The sequence below is a fragment of the Salegentibacter profundi genome (assembly GCF_054121475.1).
Genome location: NZ_JBSYGG010000002.1, coordinates 211,960 through 227,476 on the forward strand (window position 1 = coordinate 211,960; position 15,517 = coordinate 227,476).

A 15,517-nucleotide genomic window follows, 5' to 3' on the forward strand; every position below is an offset into this window, starting at 1 on the left:
GACAGCCTTTTATTCTTTTATAAAATAATAAGCTTAGGTTCTTGTGATCTTTGCCCCTATTGCCTTTAAACGCTGGTCAATATTTTCGTATCCACGATCAATCTGCTCAATGTTATGTATGTGAGAAACCCCCTTAGCCGAAAGTGCAGCAATCAATAAGGAAATCCCCGCCCTGATGTCCGGAGAGCTCATCGTTGTAGCCTTTAACTGGGATTTAAAATCGTGACCAATTACTGTGGCCCGGTGAGGATCACACAAAATGATCTTTGCTCCCATATCAATAAGTTTATCTACGAAGAAAAGTCGACTTTCAAACATTTTCTGATGAATGAGCACACTCCCTCTTGCCTGGGTGGCCACCACCAGGAGAATACTTAAAAGATCCGGTGTGAATCCAGGCCAGGGTGCATCGCTAATATTCATTATAGACCCATCTATGAAACTTTGCACTTCATAACCCTGGGTATGAGCAGGAATATATATATCATCTCCTTTTTGTTCAATGGTAATGCCCAGTTTCCTAAAGGTTGTTGGTATTAATCCCAACATATCCCACCTTACATTTTCAATGGTGATTTCGCTTTGGGTCATTGCCGCCATCCCAATCCAGGAACCTATTTCTATCATATCGGGAAGGATCCTATGCTCACAGCCTTTCAGCTGTTTTACGCCTTCAATTTCAAGTAAATTAGACCCGACGCCTTTGATATTGGCCCCCATAGAATTCAGCATTTTGCATAATTGCTGAAGATAGGGTTCGCAGGCAGCATTATAAATGGTAGTTTTCCCTTCAGCCAGTACAGCCGCCATTACGATATTAGCAGTACCTGTTACTGATGCCTCTTCCAGAAGCATAAAGCTTCCTTTGAGACCATCCGAAGCTTCCACTCCGTAAAAACGCTCCTCTTTGTTGTATCTGAATTTTGCGCCCAGCTTTATAAAACCCTCGAAATGAGTATCCAGACGTCGTCTACCTATTTTATCTCCACCTGGCTTAGGAATAAAGCCCTTTCCAAATCGAGCAAGTAAGGGCCCTACTATCATAATCGATCCTCGTAACCCACTTCCATCCTTTTTAAATTGTTCGCTACTGAGGTAGTCCAGGTTAAGCTCATCGCTTTTAAAGGTATAACTCCCTTTAGCTTTTTTGTTGACCTTAACCCCCAGGTTCCTAAGAAGCCCGATGAGTTTGTTAACATCAAGAATGTCAGGGATATTATTAATCGTGACCTCCTCGGGAGTTAACAATACGGCACAGAGTATTTGAAGGGCTTCGTTTTTAGCGCCTTGCGGCTGGATATTTCCTTTTAAACGATGTCCTCCTTCGATCTGGAAAGTTCCCATGAAAATTAAAAGATTTTAGTGACGCTTACGACCTTTGCCACGATTAGATTTCTTTGAAGGTGCTTTGGAATGTTTCTTCTTATTACGCAATAAATTTGATGCTTCACTAAGATCTTCATCAGTATTTTTAAGGTTTATCGCGCCATTACTTAATTCGTTGAGATGATCAAAAATCACCTGATCATCAACAGAATCACGATTCCAGTTCAGATAAGACTTTTTCATATGGTTGGCAATTGTAAAAACCAAAGCCTCTTTTAATGGTCCTTCATCATATTTTTTTGCCTCGTCTATCATTCGCTTAATATTGTTTCCGTAAAAACGATATTTGGGAAAGTTCTGAGGATATTCCAACATTTCCGGACGTTCAGCTAGCATTTCCCGGGTAGGTTTAGGGAATGGAGATTCTACATCAAGTTTAAAATCACTGATAATGAATAACTGATCCCAAAGTTTATGCTGAAAATCAGATACATCTCTTAGATGAGGGTTCATATTCCCCATTACGGCAATAATAGATTTAGCTACTTTATTGCGTTCTTTATCATCTTCTATGCCCACGGCATGTTCTACCATTTTTTGCAAATGTCTGCCGTATTCAGGAATAATGAGATGACTCCTTTCAGAGTTATATTCTAATGCGTGTGTCAAAATTGAATTTTATAAGGTGATACTTTTCTGTAGAAGTTAATCGCTGCAAAATACTAAATATTATCCAGAAATATTCCGATATCAAAATTTTTAATACCTATAGGGAGATCACTCCCTCTACCTTCCGGGCGACTTCTTTGTATTTATCGATTACGGCATCGGGATTTTTCATTCTAACATTAATGGAAACACTTGTGTATTTTCCATTTTTAGATTGACGAGTAGTAATTACCGCTCCCATGTTATTGAAAATTCCCTCTATTTTTTCCACTTTTTCTATCCTGGTTGGTACGATAAATTTATAAAGGTATTCGGTGGGCCAAAGAGAGGTATCATGCAGCTGTGCCCTAAGTTTAGCATAAAATTCTTCTGGATTGCTTGCTTGGCTCATAAGTTTTCTTTCTTCATTTATAATTGCAAAGATACATAGTTTGCGAACATTTTTATAATCGGATACAAATGACGAAATTCGCAGGGTGAAAACAAAAAAAATTGTAATTACCGGAGGACCGGGTACCGGTAAATCATCCATCATCAGAACCTTAGAGGCCAAGGGCCACGAATGTTTACATGAGATTTCCAGGCAGGTTACCCTTGAAGCCCAAAAACAAGGCATAGACCAGCTTTTTCTGGATAAGCCTTTGCTGTTTAGTGAAAAACTACTGGCGGGGCGAATTGTCCAGCATAAGGAAGCTGACATGCTCCCAGCTTCAACGGTATTTATCGACCGTGGAATTCCCGATGTGCTCGCCTATATGGAATATTTTAATACAGCGTATACCCCGGAATTTATTGAAGCCTGTAATAACCACATCTACGATAAAATATTTATCTTACCTCCATGGCCGGAGATCTACGTGAGTGATAATGAACGATATGAATCATTTAACGAATCCAGGCGTATATCCAGGTACCTCCTGCAGACATATAAAAGCTTAGGTTATACTCCTATAGAGGTGCCAAAAGCTCCTGTAATAGAGCGGATGGAATTTATTTTAAAGTCAATCGATGATTAACATTCGTGCAGCAAGCCACACACATATTAGAAAAATACTGGGGACATAAATCCTTCAGGCCTAAGCAGTGGCCAATAATTGAAGCCGTCTTAAAAGGAAAGGATGTTATTGCCCTTTTGCCGACTGGTGGTGGAAAATCTGTTTGCTTTCAGGTCCCGGCACTCTATCGTGAAGGAATTTGTATTGTAGTCTCCCCCTTAATAGCGCTAATGCAGGACCAGGTGAATGCATTAAAAAATAAGGGGATAAAGGCCATGGCCCTTACCGGGGGAATTTCTTTTCAGGATCTGGATACCGCACTGGACAATTGCATTTACGGAAATTATAAGTTTTTATACCTTTCACCGGAAAGACTTCAACAGGAATTAGTGCAACAACGCATTAAACGAATGAACGTTAATCTCATCGCCGTGGATGAGGCGCACTGTATTTCTCAGTGGGGCCACGATTTCAGACCTGCTTACCGAAATGTGAATTTACTTAAAGTCCTTAAACCCGATGTACCTTTAATAGGCCTTACAGCCACTGCCACCTCAAAGGTAGTCCAGGATATGATAAGTCAACTCGATTTAAATGAACCGGAGGTCTTTAAGCAATCTTTCCTTAGAAAAAACCTGGCTTACAATGTTTTAAATACAGAATCTAAAACCCGTGACTTGATAAAGCTCTTAGATAAGCGGGAAGAATCAGCCATTATCTATGTGAGAAGTCGGAAAGCTACCCTGGAGATAAGTGATTTCCTAAAAAAAAATAATTACAAAGCAGAAGCCTTTCACGGCGGGTTGAAATTTGAGGAGAAACAAAAAAAGTTAAAGGATTGGTTCGCCAATAACAGCAATATTATCGTGGCCACCACAGCCTTTGGTATGGGAATAGACAAACCCGATGTACGACAGGTCATTCATCTGAATCTTCCTGAATCCATAGAGAGTTATTTCCAAGAGGCAGGACGGGCAGGACGGGATGAAAAACCCGCTGTTGCCACCATTATCACTCACACCAGTGATATCCCGGTTTTAAAAAAACAATTTCTGGCAGGAATCCCCGATGTTGCAGACATTAAATTGGTATATAGGAAATTGAATTCTTATTTCAGAATTGCCTATGGGGAAGGAGAAAATACAACTCATGATTTCAATTTCCGAGAATTTTGCCAGCATTATCAATTAAAAACGATAAAAACCTACCAGTCCCTTCAGTTACTGGATCGTTGTGGGATTCTCAAGCTTTCGGAACAGTTTCAGAAAAAAACAAACCTTCAGTTTATCGTAACGGGTAATCAATTACAGTATTTTTTGAAAGAAAATCCCAAATACGATCTTTTGGCAAAAACAATCCTTAGAACCTATGGAGGAATCCTGGAAAACAATACAGGAATTAACCTCACAACCATTTCCGAAAAAACCGGAATTCAGGCAAAAGATGCGCTTGGACTTCTGGAGGAACTCCAACAACAAGGAATCGCAGATTTTTCTCATGCCAAACACGATGCCAATATTACCTTTTGGATGCCGCGGGAGGACGATACTACCATTCATCCTTTTTCCAGTTACATAAAGGCTCAGAAAAAAAGCAAAGAAGCTAATATCCAGGCCGTTCTGGACTACATCGAAAATGATAAAGTTTGTCGTAGCCGACAATTATTGGAATATTTTGGTGAAAAAAATGTTGATAATTGTGGTGTATGTTCCGTATGTACCAGGCCGCAAAAAGCTTTAACCAGCACTGAAATGAATGAAATCTATAGAGATCTTATGCCGGTACTAAAAGATAAAGAAAGCACTATAAATGATATTTCCCATGCGCTAAATTACCCACAAGCACATATTTTGAAGGTTTTAGGGCTTTTGGTTGAAAAAGGAAGAATTTATCGAACTAAAACAAACGCTTACAAAATAATAGATTGATGAAAGACCTGAAATTAGTTTTTATGGGCACTCCACAGTTTGCGGTATATTGCCTTGAAGAAATTTTAAAAAACGGATATAATGTTGTCGGAGTGGTTACTGCCCCAGACAAACCCGCAGGCCGTGGACGTAAACTTCAGGAAAGTCCTGTTAAAAAATTCGCAGTAGAAAACAATTTAAAAGTTTTACAACCATCAAATCTAAAATCGGAAGACTTTTTAGAGGATCTAAAAGCCTTGCAGGCCGATGTTCAAGTCGTTGTGGCTTTCCGAATGCTTCCAAAGGTGGTTTGGGCAATGCCCAAAATGGGCACCTTTAATCTGCACGCTTCCCTGCTGCCACAATATCGTGGCGCCGCACCTATTAATTGGGCAATAATCAACGGGGAAAGAACTACTGGAGTCTCCACTTTCTTTTTAGATGATAAAATAGATACCGGTGATATGATTCTTCAGAAGGAAGTTGAAATCGCTCCAGATCAGACTCTGGGTGAACTCCACGACAAGCTTATGCATACAGGTGCAAAATTAATTAATCAAACCCTTCAGCAAATTGAACAGGGAAAGGTGCATCCCAGCCCTCAACCAAGGCACTCCAATTTAAGAGCCGCTCCCAAATTAACAAGAGAAAATACTAAGATAGACTGGACTTTAGGACTGGAAAAAGTCTACAATCACATACGAGGTCTGAATCCATATCCAGCAGCCTGGGGTATTCTAAAAAATAATGGAGAGGAACTAAAAGTAAAAATCTTTGATTGCCATAAGGAAACCACTGAACATAACTATCCCGCGGGAAAAATTGTTATGGAGAAGAAAAAATTGAAAGTAGCCCTTCAAAACGGGTTTCTAATCATCGAGCAGATCCAGCTTCCGGGAAAACGAAAAATGCAGGTAAAGGATCTTTTAAACGGATTTAATTTCTCTGAGGATGCAAAATTCTTGTAAACCCTTATCACCACTGAAGGAGCAAAAAATCAATAAAACTTACACAACTTTATTAACAAAAGGTTAAAGTTATTAACAATAAAGGGCTTTTCCCTTGTTATTACTTGCACGGGAAAGAATTCCATATAAATTTGTAGAGCAATTTAACAGAATGTTTAACCAACAATTTATTTAAAATTCAAATTATGAACAAAACAGATTTAATCGATGCAATGGCTGAAAATGCTGGAATCTCTAAAGCAGCAGCAAAAAAAGCCTTGGAATCTTTCCTGGAAAATGTTGAGAAGTCCCTTAAAAAAGGAGACCGTGTGTCTCTAGTTGGATTTGGCTCCTGGTCAGTTTCTAAAAGAGCTGCTCGTGAAGGAAGAAATCCACAAACCGGAAAAACGATCAAAATTGCTGCTAAAAATGTAGTAAAATTTAAGGCCGGAGCTGACCTGCAAAAAGCTGTGAACTAATAAATTGTATTAGTACGAAATTAGGAAGCCTTCCTCTAGGAAGGCTTTTTTTATGTAAAAATTTTGTTTAATTATTTGATTTTTTTCAAATAAATGGTAGCTTAGATAAAAAGATCCTGTTATGATAGCTTTAAAACCAACCAAAGGCCATCTTTTAGTAGCAGAACCTTCTATCATTGGAGATGTCGCATTTAATCGCTCTGTAGTATTACTTGCAGATCATTCTGATAAAGGTTCCGTTGGTTTTATCCTGAATAAAATTCTGGATTTCAACCTAAAAGATCTTATCCCCGAATTAGATTCTAATTTTAAAATTTATAATGGTGGACCTGTAGAACAGGATAACCTATACTTTATTCATAAAGTACCAGAATTAATTCCGGAAAGTGTTGAAATAGCTAATGGGATCTATTGGGGTGGAGATTTTGATGTAGTAATAGAACTTATAGGAAAAGGTAAAATTTCAGAAAAACAAATCCGATTTTTCCTCGGGTATTCAGGATGGGAGGCAGAACAACTTAATGAAGAACTTAACTCGCACTCCTGGATCATAACTACCAATGAACATGCCTCTGAAGTCATTGAGAGACCATATACCTCCTTCTGGAAGGATAAAATGATGCAACTTGGTGGAGATTACCTTTTATGGTCCAACGCTCCTGAGAATCCTACTTACAACTAACCCAGCCGCGCTTTCACGTTAAGCTTTGAAAGCAAGTCACGGGCAACTCGATTATCAAAACTTTTCTTACGGTATTTAGTAATTGGTTGTATACCCACCACCACATTGGTAATAAATAATTCATCGGCTTTCTGAAGTTCGAAAGGAGAGACTGATGTTTCCTCCAGGCTATAGTCTGGTAGTTCTTTTATAACTTCCAGGAGTTTTTTACGTGTAATTCCATTTAAGGCTCCATCAGCCAATGGCGGAGTTTTAATCGTTTGGTCCTTTACAACAAATATATTTCCATTTAAAGCTTCCACTACACTCTTCTTTTCATTGAGCAGAAGACAATTATTATAGTCGTTTTCTCCGGCAAAAATACTTCCTAAAACATTTACCGCCCGGTTGTTGGATTTTATAGTGGAAAGCAGTCCGCTAGTAATAAAATGATCCTTGAAAAGTTCAATTTCATAATCTTCTTCATTGAGAAGATAGAAAGCATCCTTCAATGGTGAAGTGGTAATAATATAATCGATCTCTCTGGTGGTAGGGCGATAAAACCCTCCTTCTTTTCGAAAAACGGTAAACCTGATTCTCGCCGGGGAATCTTTAAGTTCATTTGCTTCTATGAGTTCTTTAATGCGTTCTTCAAGAAACTCAGGTGAAAAATTAGCAGGGATTTCCATCCGCATAATTCTCATAGAAGCCATTAATCTAAAATAATGATCTTCCCAAAACATCACCTGTCCGTTTATGACTCGAATGGTTTCAAAAACTGAATCTCCATAAGCAAGTCCACGATTGAATATTGAAATTTTTGCATTCTGGTCTTCTACCAGGTTTCCGTTTTGATTAATCATAAAGCCTTGAATTAATGATAAAGGACCATATAAAAATGCCCCCGCTATAAGCGGGGGCAAAGGTAATATTTATCCCTTGAATATTAAACTGATCCAAGTACCTGTTTTAAATCGGAAATCATATTGTCCCAAAGCATTTTTCCTTCATCAATTTCATCTTCTTCAGCAAAATCGGTAATCATTATTGAAACATCTTTAGTGATATCATCCACTTGAATCCTGATCTCGAAAAAATATGGAGTATCCTCATCATCCAACCATTTGAACTTCACGCGTTCATCACTTTTTTTACTTACGAGCTTAGCCTTTTCTTCACTTCCTTCCCAGATAAAGGTAAAAACCTCACCACGTGAGTTAACATTATCGGCATACCATTCACTTAGGCCCGATGGTGTGGAAATGTACTGATATAATAGAGAAGGAGAAGCGTGTATGGGGAATTCCATTTCGTACTTGATCTTTTCTTCCATTTTAAGATTTATTAGTTAGTTCGGGCAATATAGATATTAATTGGAAAGATAAAAAGAAAACAAAATAAATATTTTAGAAAATAATGTTTGTGGCAACCCAAATTGTTTTTATATTTGCACCCGCATTTACGGGCAGTCAATATCCTGGAAAGGCACGCCATCAGGCAGATTACAAGTTAACGGCGAGGTAGCTCAGGTGGTTAGAGCGTCGGATTCATAACCCGGAGGTCCCGAGTTCAAATCTCGGTCTCGCTACAGTAATAACAAGGCTTCACAGAGATGTGAGGCTTTTTATTTTTGTACCTAGTACAGAATAAGTACAGAATTTGATCTATTTTCAATAATTCATTAGGAGTCATTTGAAATATTACCAACTGATAGCAATTGAAACTGAATTTTAGGTTTATTCTGGAAAATCTAATTTAGAAGGCAATCTTTTTCAATATAACTATGGGTTTACCAGGAGAAAACTTGTACCACCAAACAGTTTCGCGATGTAACCTATAGTCGTTATTGAATATACCCAAGATCATTATTTCCCACTCCCCCACCATGCAACGGTAAATTCTCCTACTTCTAAGCACATTTTTCTAAAATCAAAAAGGTAAGATTTTAATTATGGCAGGCTGAATAATATCTTCTTCTCTTTTTTCTTATCCACTAAAAAACATATATAAACTATTTAGTAAAATTATTATATTTATCCTAAGTTGAAGATAGCGGTTAAGGAGTGGCCAACACCTGGCAGATGACGGGGGCAACTTTCGGCTGATAAGGACGGCGCTATCTGATATTAATCTACAGTTAAGTCCCGTGTTAAGTGCGGGCTTAAATTTATGTGGCGCGGAGGTGAAAGCCTCCAAGCCGCTCCTTTTTCTAAACGAGGATTAAATTACCTCCAAAAAAGAAGATTTTACACTGATGCCTTTTTTGTTTGGAGCGGCAGTTAAAATTTTAAGTCTTATATTCAGCCTCCAATGGTATTTCCCTAGTGATGGTATAAGACTTATTATATAAGCCTTAAATGCGACTTTGGATTGCAGTTCCTTACGCGACGGTTTAAGGTTTAAAAAAGCAGCTTTAGATAGTTTGTAGATTTTCAAAAATCAAATCTTTCTGATGAGCTGCTTTTTTCCATTACCAAACTATTTCAGGGTAATTATCATAACTTATTTCGTGCACTTCACATTTTAAAGCCTTAGCACTACTTTCCATATCAGACTTCCACATCTTATAGGCTGGCGAAAATTGGGAATATGCAATTAATAAATCTGGTAGTCCCCGAAATCTTCTTTTTCCCGGGGTCTTGCTCAAATATTCTATATTAATAGCCTGGAGCACTAAAAAAACCAGGTCATTATGTATGTCAATTTTTTGACCTATAAAGTTTTGAATTCGTTGTGCGCCCTGGGGATCATAATCAAATAAGGCTTTCTTACAATTAAATTCGAGGATATAAAGGTTCGCCTGATCCAGGGCATCCAACACTACATAACCTGCATTGTAACGAAGAACAGAAATCAAATAAAGTAAGTCTGTCCATAGGTATCTAAAGCCTAAATATTCAACCTTATTCTCCGAATCAAAAACAAAATTTTCTTTCAACCTGGAATGCTGGAAAGTCTTTCGAACCTCATAAGCAAAGCCCATTATTATATCTGATTGTCCCTTCTCTTCTTTCTTATATTCATTTAAACGCTCTCCTATTTTGTGAATCGTTTCATACAGGCTTGTTAAGTCACCGTAATCACCCCATAATTCTATTCCTGTCCCTTTCCTGGTTGGGTTACTTTGAAGCATAAAAAAGTATTCTAATTATGTATTCTTTTTCAAATATCACCATTTAAATCAATGTAGTATATTTAGTAATCACCAAATTTTCAATAATTATGGAAGAGCAGGGAGCATTTAAAGAAGTACAATTTCACGATGAATTCAGGAAAGAGGTCATTGACAAATTACTTGAATTACACCGTCAATTAGTTTTACTCGAACATCTTGAAAGGGGATCAAGAATGCCATTTTTGAGAAAGATAGCGATTCTTCGTGATTTTTTTTGGGATTCAGATATTGAAGAATATTTATACGATAATGAAGATCTTGGGTACATATATAATAACCTGGAGAGGTTCATGGAAAAACTTAAAATTTATGAACCATTCCCTGAATGGTCTTATCGAAAGCCAAAGTAATACAAATTCAAAAACTTTTTATAACGTATTTTTACTATTTAAGCGGTTAAATATTTACACCGTTAGTGCCAGGCCTTAAAATTTAGGAATTCCTCTAGGCTGGTCTATTCTTCTTAAAATTTTCAGCCTGTTCAAAGATTTCTTCATAGACCTCGTCTCGTTCCACCGGGGGATAACCGTGCTCATCGAGTAATAGGATAAGCCCGACTTTTAAAGCAGATTTAATGTCGTTTCTTTTGCTCCAGTCCGGGAATTTTGCCTGTTCATCCACCAAATCCTTTACTGCTTTCGAAAGCTCGATAAGCTTATCTTCCGGATATTGAAAGTCATACTTTATACATAGTTCTTTTAAAATGTCGTAGAAAGCTTTTTCCTCAAAATCAATTCCCAGCATTTCCCCGGCCGAAAACTCTTTTTGTACCTGCCAAATAAGATCGGTAAGCTGTTCCGCCATTTCTTCATAGACTTCACTCCGTAACACATCTCCTTTCCGTTCATTGTACCGGGAAACAAGGCCTTCCATTTTTTTGGAAAAATCAACTCCTTTTACCTTGTTCACCTTCTTTATCTCATCAATGGCCCTGGCCAGTAATTGCTGTAGAAGTTTGATCTTGGTATTAGGCAGTTTGATCTTATCGATCTTTGCCAGGTAATCCTCATCAAATATATCCTGCTGGCTGTTGGTTTGATCGCCCATTTTAAAGATCTCCTCCACGCCTTCACTTGCTAAAGCATTTTTGATCATTTCCCTTACTTTGGCGTTCATCTGGGCGGTATCCGGAGCAGTTCCCTTGGTGAGCTTAAAAACTATAGATTTTACAGCCAGGTAAAAATGAGTATAATCGCGTTCTTTTTGGGTTAACTTTTCACTTCCCACACAAATATCATAGGCAGCTTTCAGGCGTTTCACCAAATTCATAAAGCGCGTTTCCTGCTCTTTGGTTTGTTGGACGTATTCAACGGCTTTGTTTAGGTTGTTCAGTTGGCTTAAAGCATCTCCCTGGAAATAATCATTACTGTCAAATTTGTGAAACATCCTGGCCAGTAGATCCAGGTGGTCCCGCACTATCTTCAGGGACCTTTCAATATCCTCAAAATTTTGCTGCTCTCCTGTGTTATATTTGGCCAGTGCTAAATTCATTTGCTTTTTGATACCAATATAATCTACCACCAGACCTTTGTTTTTGCCCTGGAACTTTCGGTTCACCCTGGAAATTGTCTGAATAAGATTATGCTGCTGAATAGGTTTATCAATGTAAATACTATCTAAAAATGGAACATCAAAACCAGTAAGCCACATATCGACAACGATAGCGATTTTAAAATTTGATTTTTCATTTTTAAATTGACGGTCTAATTCCTTACGATATTCTTTTGTTCCTAATAAATCATATAGCACTTTGGGATCGTCTTTGCCTCTTGTCATAATCATCTTTATCCGCTCCATAGGCTTAAGCTCCTTCCTGTCCTTTTCGGTTAATTCGGCCCCTTCTTCTGCTTTTCTCACCTTTGCCCATTCCGGTCTTAGTTCGATGATGTTCTTATAAAGCTCGTAAGCTATCTCCCGGCTACTACTTACAAAAATGGCCTTTCCTTTTACGGTAGCGCCTTCCTTCAGCCTTTTCTCATAATGCTGGACGAAATCTTCTGCTATGGCCTGCAAACGATCAGGGTCACCCAGAATGGCGTTCATATTGGCCGATTGCTTTTTACTCTCTTCCACCTGGTACTCATTGGCACCTTCTTCCTCAGCAACACGATAATAGTCCTCAATTTTTTGCAGCTCCCGGTTTTCAAGGGCCACTCTGGCTGACCTTCCTTCATAAACAATGCGAACGGTAATCTCATCTTTTACCGATTCCGTCATGGTGTATTCATCTACTACTTTTCCAAATACATCTAAAGTAGCATCTATTGGCGTTCCGGTAAAGCCTACAAACGTGGCATTCGGTAGAGAATCGTGAAGGTACTTGGCAAAGCCGAAAGTTTTCTTTACGCCTTTTTCAGTAACTTTAATTTTTTGGTCAAGATTGGTCTGGCTCCGGTGAGCTTCATCAGATATACAAATCACATTGCTTCTATTGCTAAGCAATTCTGTGTCTTCTGTAAATTTATGAATAGTGGTAAGGAACACACCACCGCTTTCCCTTCCTCGTATTCGCTTGCGTAGATCTGCACGGCTTTCCACACTTGCGATAGCATCATCGCCAATAAAGTTTTTCGCATTGGTAAACTGTCCTGCAAGCTGATCATCTAAATCGGTTCGATCTGTAATTAAAATTATAGTGGGGCTTTCAAAGTGATCACTTTTCATTAAAAGCCGGGTCAGGAAAAGCATGGTAAAACTTTTACCGGAACCGGTGGCTCCAAAGTAGGTGCCTCCTTTCCCGTTTCCGGCTGGTTTTTGAGCTTTCTGAATATTTTCAAATAGAGCACGTGCCGCATAGTATTGAGGATAGCGGCAGACTATTTTTTCATCCTTTTTTGAGCTGTCTGGTATATAGATAAAGTTTTTAATAATGTCCCGCAGCCTGTTTTGATGCAACATTCCCTGAATTAGGGTGAACATGCTGTCAATGCCATCAACGTCTTTTGCCAGCCCTGCGATTCTGCGCCAGGCATAGAAGAATTCGTAAGGGGCAAAAAAGGAACCTGCTTTGGTATTTACCCCATCGCTGATCACGCAAAACGCGTTATACTTAAAAAGTTCCGGTATGTCCCTCTCGTAGCGGACGGTCAGCTGAACATAGGCGTCATAAATGGTGGTGTTTTCCTGAATGGCGGTTTTGAATTCGAAAACAACTACCGGAATTCCGTTGATATAAAGTATCCCGTCAGGAATACGTTTCTGGGTTCCGGTAATTTCCAGCTGATTGACGAATTTATAAGTGTTGCGGTTCTCGGCTGAATAATCAACTAAATAGATCCAGATATCTTTTTGGGAACGGTCTTCCCGCTTTAACGCAAAACCATCAGAAAGCATTTGCATAAACTCTTTGTTGCTTTCATAGAGGTCTGAAGCCGGAAGGGTTTTGAGCCTGAGAATAATGGATTCCACTTCATTTTTGGTGATCCCGTTTTCCCGGTACTTTGCCATCAAAAATTCCCGAAGGTCACTTTCAAGGAGCACTTCATCTTCCTTTCGGGATATGGTACCTCCTAACTGATGCTTGTAACCTTCCTGTTCCAGCTGCGTGCCAAAAACGCTTTCCAGTTGTGCTTCGGTAAACTTTTTATTCATTCCTGCCGGGTTTATTGTAATTTTTTCTGTGCTATACGTTCCCGCGCTGCGACCATCGCAGTATTTATTTTTGTTCCGGTTTTTTTATTAGATGTCCAAAGCTATTCCCGTAATGCTTTTTCAATTGTGACGACACCGTTGTCACAATGTTTTTACCATAATCTGCCCGTTCATTTTGCAGGACTTCTTCATTTATGCGTTTGCCTACTTCCCAAAACACCAAAGTCATGGTACTGTTTACCTGTACCGCGATTTGATGTTTTCCCTGTTCTATAAGCTTACTTAACTCCTTTACCTGCTTATTATTTAGGCTGTTTTTATTCATCTTGTATTTATCATTAGCTATAGAAAGCGAATCAAAAATTTCTTGGCTTATCCTTTTTCATCTTAATCTTAATCTTCTTTCCACACCTTTGGAAAGTTCACGTTTATATGCTATAAGGTTGGTGGTTTCCGACATATCAGATATTACCAGTTTTAATTTTTATCACTTAGCCATTCTTTAATTGGAACTACTTTATCCCGACCATTAATAGAAGGAAAAATAACATATGTACCTGCTGATCTGTATTGCCCTTTAAAGAGCTGATAGTATTCAATATTATATATGTAAGGATATATTTCTAAATATTCACCTCCAGAAAAATCCGAATAGTCTCTTTTAATAGGTAAAATTGCAATATGATCAATATACTTAGCTGCATCCCCAAGACCTAACTCCCAATTGCACCATTTTGAGTTTATAGCTCCTTCCGTAGCTAAAAGAATGAATTTATGATTGTCACTAATTTTCTGTTTTATCCTATCGGCTGTCTTACCCGAGGTAGTTTTAGGCATTCCATCGTCTAACCAATCCACATAAACATCAACGTTATATGATTTTAAAAAAGAAATAGCACCCTCTAAATACTCTCTTTCGTCATGCTTATGGGAAAGAAAAATTTTAGTTCTAAAAAGAGCACTTTCACCTTTAAAACTATTTAAACTTTCGTTGAGGGTCATAAAGTAAGACTTTGATGACCTACTTTGATTTTTAATTTGTGATTCAGTAATAAAACTCATTTCAGTCTAAATTTATATGAATGTCATAGTCTTTAATATTGTCTCTTATTTCAATTGATTTATTAAGAAAGTAATTAGGTTTTTCTTTAAAATTATCCCAGGTTACATTTTTGATATAAGAGTAATCACCAGAATAAACATAATTTCCATTGCAAATACTCCTCCTTGGTTGCTTCTCATTGAACATATTATCCCTGATTATCTTAAATAAGAGAGACGTATTATGATTTGTACAGTTACATTCAGAATCATATGAAAAATACCAATCATAACTATTAGTTTCGTCAGGAAGTACAACTCCTAATATTGCATTGGCTCTACTAGTTCCATTAGCTCTTACAATTTGTCTCAAAGAATATGAAATTTCCCAAGGAATCCATTGGTCCTTTTCATATTTAAAATTATCAATCATCCCCTTTGAAATTAGTACAATTGTAATACTGCTTCTAAAGATTTTCTTTTTTAGAGAAGTTCTTATTGTTGAATTTTTAAACTCTGCTAAACTTTCACCGTCTTTTTCCCCTAAATTGATATTATCTTCTTCCCTTAGAATACCTTGGAGCTCATCAACATAATCTCGTACTCTTGTAGATCTTGGTACAACATCAATATCTCCATAAATATTAATTCCAAGTTCTTTTTTGTTTAAATTAGAAACCTTAGTATCCCCATATTTATAAGATACAAATACATTCTTACCCATAA

At 37.9% G+C, this 15,517-nt stretch carries 16 protein-coding genes and 1 tRNA gene; 7 read left to right on the forward strand and 10 right to left on the reverse strand.

Going from position 1 to position 15,517, the window contains the following annotated elements:
* Nucleotides 1-33: 33 nt before the first annotated feature.
* From murA to ACW6NC_RS03780, 3 genes are all read right to left on the reverse strand, one after another.
* Complete coding sequence (gene murA, locus ACW6NC_RS03770) at nt 34-1,344, reverse strand: UDP-N-acetylglucosamine 1-carboxyvinyltransferase (RefSeq protein WP_457863855.1); 1,311 nt, start codon at nt 1,342-1,344, stop codon at nt 34-36.
* Nucleotides 1,345-1,359: 15 nt separating this feature from the next.
* Nucleotides 1,360-1,995: a DUF4290 domain-containing protein gene (locus tag ACW6NC_RS03775; protein ID WP_457863856.1), complete on the reverse strand. Its 636-nt coding sequence runs from the start codon at nt 1,993-1,995 to the stop codon at nt 1,360-1,362.
* A 97-nt stretch (nt 1,996-2,092) separates the two neighbouring features.
* On the reverse strand, nt 2,093-2,386 hold the full coding sequence (locus ACW6NC_RS03780) for a DUF493 family protein (protein ID WP_457863857.1): 294 nt from the start codon (nt 2,384-2,386) through the stop codon (nt 2,093-2,095).
* Nucleotides 2,387-2,471: 85 nt separating this feature from the next.
* On the opposite strand from ACW6NC_RS03780, the gene ACW6NC_RS03785 reads away from it, so the two are divergent.
* The 5 genes from ACW6NC_RS03785 (at nt 2,472) to ACW6NC_RS03805 (ending at nt 7,005) form a co-directional block, all read left to right on the forward strand.
* Complete coding sequence (locus ACW6NC_RS03785) at nt 2,472-3,011, forward strand: AAA family ATPase (protein WP_457863858.1); 540 nt, start codon at nt 2,472-2,474, stop codon at nt 3,009-3,011.
* 5 nt (nt 3,012-3,016) lie between these two features.
* A complete protein-coding gene (locus ACW6NC_RS03790) occupies nt 3,017-4,918 on the forward strand; it encodes a RecQ family ATP-dependent DNA helicase (RefSeq protein ID WP_457863859.1) in 1,902 nt (633 codons plus the stop codon).
* Nucleotides 4,918-5,865: a methionyl-tRNA formyltransferase gene (fmt, locus tag ACW6NC_RS03795; protein ID WP_457863860.1), complete on the forward strand. Its 948-nt coding sequence runs from the start codon at nt 4,918-4,920 to the stop codon at nt 5,863-5,865. Before ACW6NC_RS03790 ends, fmt begins: the two co-directional genes overlap by 1 nt.
* A 185-nt stretch (nt 5,866-6,050) precedes the next feature.
* Nucleotides 6,051-6,323, forward strand: coding sequence for an HU family DNA-binding protein (locus ACW6NC_RS03800; protein ID WP_006990442.1), 273 nt, complete (start codon nt 6,051-6,053; stop codon nt 6,321-6,323).
* Between the two features lie 121 nt (nt 6,324-6,444).
* Nucleotides 6,445-7,005, forward strand: a complete 561-nt coding sequence (locus ACW6NC_RS03805) for a YqgE/AlgH family protein (protein ID WP_457863862.1) — start codon at nt 6,445-6,447, stop codon at nt 7,003-7,005.
* On the opposite strand, the gene ACW6NC_RS03810 is transcribed toward ACW6NC_RS03805, so the two are convergent.
* Both ACW6NC_RS03810 and ACW6NC_RS03815 read right to left on the reverse strand, forming a co-directional pair.
* On the reverse strand, nt 7,002-7,847 hold the full coding sequence (locus ACW6NC_RS03810) for an aminotransferase class IV (RefSeq protein WP_457863863.1): 846 nt from the start codon (nt 7,845-7,847) through the stop codon (nt 7,002-7,004). The genes ACW6NC_RS03805 and ACW6NC_RS03810 overlap by 4 nt on opposite strands.
* Before the next feature lie 83 nt (nt 7,848-7,930).
* Nucleotides 7,931-8,317 (reverse strand): START-like domain-containing protein, encoded by a 387-nt coding sequence (locus tag ACW6NC_RS03815; RefSeq protein WP_457863864.1) that lies wholly within the window; start codon nt 8,315-8,317, stop codon nt 7,931-7,933.
* 181 nt (nt 8,318-8,498) lie between these two features.
* On the opposite strand from ACW6NC_RS03815, the gene ACW6NC_RS03820 reads away from it, so the two are divergent.
* A tRNA-Met gene (locus tag ACW6NC_RS03820) sits at nt 8,499-8,572 on the forward strand.
* Between the two features lie 882 nt (nt 8,573-9,454).
* Here ACW6NC_RS03820 and ACW6NC_RS03825 read toward each other — a convergent pair.
* Nucleotides 9,455-10,117: a DUF6904 family protein gene (locus ACW6NC_RS03825; protein ID WP_034892314.1), complete on the reverse strand. Its 663-nt coding sequence runs from the start codon at nt 10,115-10,117 to the stop codon at nt 9,455-9,457.
* An 89-nt stretch (nt 10,118-10,206) separates the two neighbouring features.
* Between ACW6NC_RS03825 and ACW6NC_RS03830 the strand changes: the two genes are divergently transcribed.
* On the forward strand, nt 10,207-10,509 hold the full coding sequence (locus tag ACW6NC_RS03830) for a hypothetical protein (protein WP_034892311.1): 303 nt from the start codon (nt 10,207-10,209) through the stop codon (nt 10,507-10,509).
* 94 nt (nt 10,510-10,603) lie between these two features.
* On the opposite strand, the gene ACW6NC_RS03835 is transcribed toward ACW6NC_RS03830, so the two are convergent.
* From ACW6NC_RS03835 to ACW6NC_RS03850, 4 genes are all read right to left on the reverse strand, one after another.
* Nucleotides 10,604-13,750 carry a type I restriction endonuclease subunit R gene (locus ACW6NC_RS03835; RefSeq protein WP_457863865.1) on the reverse strand — a complete coding sequence of 1,049 codons (3,147 nt, stop codon included), beginning with the start codon at nt 13,748-13,750 and terminating at the stop codon, nt 10,604-10,606.
* Between the two features lie 64 nt (nt 13,751-13,814).
* Nucleotides 13,815-14,075, reverse strand: coding sequence for a DUF1016 N-terminal domain-containing protein (locus tag ACW6NC_RS03840; RefSeq protein WP_457863866.1), 261 nt, complete (start codon nt 14,073-14,075; stop codon nt 13,815-13,817).
* Nucleotides 14,076-14,227: 152 nt separating this feature from the next.
* Complete coding sequence (locus tag ACW6NC_RS03845; RefSeq protein WP_457863868.1) at nt 14,228-14,752, reverse strand: TIR domain-containing protein; 525 nt, start codon at nt 14,750-14,752, stop codon at nt 14,228-14,230.
* 61 nt (nt 14,753-14,813) lie between these two features.
* Nucleotides 14,814-15,515, reverse strand: a complete 702-nt coding sequence (locus ACW6NC_RS03850; RefSeq protein WP_457863869.1) for a TIR domain-containing protein — start codon at nt 15,513-15,515, stop codon at nt 14,814-14,816.
* Between the last annotated feature and the right edge of the window lie 2 nt (nt 15,516-15,517).

What these genes read in the sequence shown, in the direction of transcription:
- murA (WP_457863855.1), bottom strand. Translation starts at nt 1,344, where the DNA reads ATGGGAACTTTCCAGATCGAAGGAGGACATCGTTTAAAAGGAAATATC.
- ACW6NC_RS03780 (WP_457863857.1), bottom strand. Translation starts at nt 2,386, where the DNA reads ATGAGCCAAGCAAGCAATCCAGAAGAATTTTATGCTAAACTTAGGGCA.
- fmt (WP_457863860.1), top strand. Translation starts at nt 4,918, where the DNA reads ATGAAAGACCTGAAATTAGTTTTTATGGGCACTCCACAGTTTGCGGTA.
- ACW6NC_RS03800 (WP_006990442.1), top strand. Translation starts at nt 6,051, where the DNA reads ATGAACAAAACAGATTTAATCGATGCAATGGCTGAAAATGCTGGAATC.
- ACW6NC_RS03805 (WP_457863862.1), top strand. Translation starts at nt 6,445, where the DNA reads ATGATAGCTTTAAAACCAACCAAAGGCCATCTTTTAGTAGCAGAACCT.
- ACW6NC_RS03810 (WP_457863863.1), bottom strand. Translation starts at nt 7,847, where the DNA reads ATGATTAATCAAAACGGAAACCTGGTAGAAGACCAGAATGCAAAAATT.
- ACW6NC_RS03815 (WP_457863864.1), bottom strand. Translation starts at nt 8,317, where the DNA reads ATGGAAGAAAAGATCAAGTACGAAATGGAATTCCCCATACACGCTTCT.
- ACW6NC_RS03825 (WP_034892314.1), bottom strand. Translation starts at nt 10,117, where the DNA reads ATGCTTCAAAGTAACCCAACCAGGAAAGGGACAGGAATAGAATTATGG.
- ACW6NC_RS03830 (WP_034892311.1), top strand. Translation starts at nt 10,207, where the DNA reads ATGGAAGAGCAGGGAGCATTTAAAGAAGTACAATTTCACGATGAATTC.
- ACW6NC_RS03835 (WP_457863865.1), bottom strand. Translation starts at nt 13,750, where the DNA reads ATGAATAAAAAGTTTACCGAAGCACAACTGGAAAGCGTTTTTGGCACG.
- ACW6NC_RS03840 (WP_457863866.1), bottom strand. Translation starts at nt 14,075, where the DNA reads ATGAATAAAAACAGCCTAAATAATAAGCAGGTAAAGGAGTTAAGTAAG.
- ACW6NC_RS03845 (WP_457863868.1), bottom strand. Translation starts at nt 14,752, where the DNA reads ATGACCCTCAACGAAAGTTTAAATAGTTTTAAAGGTGAAAGTGCTCTT.
- ACW6NC_RS03850 (WP_457863869.1), bottom strand. Translation starts at nt 15,515, where the DNA reads ATGGGTAAGAATGTATTTGTATCTTATAAATATGGGGATACTAAGGTT.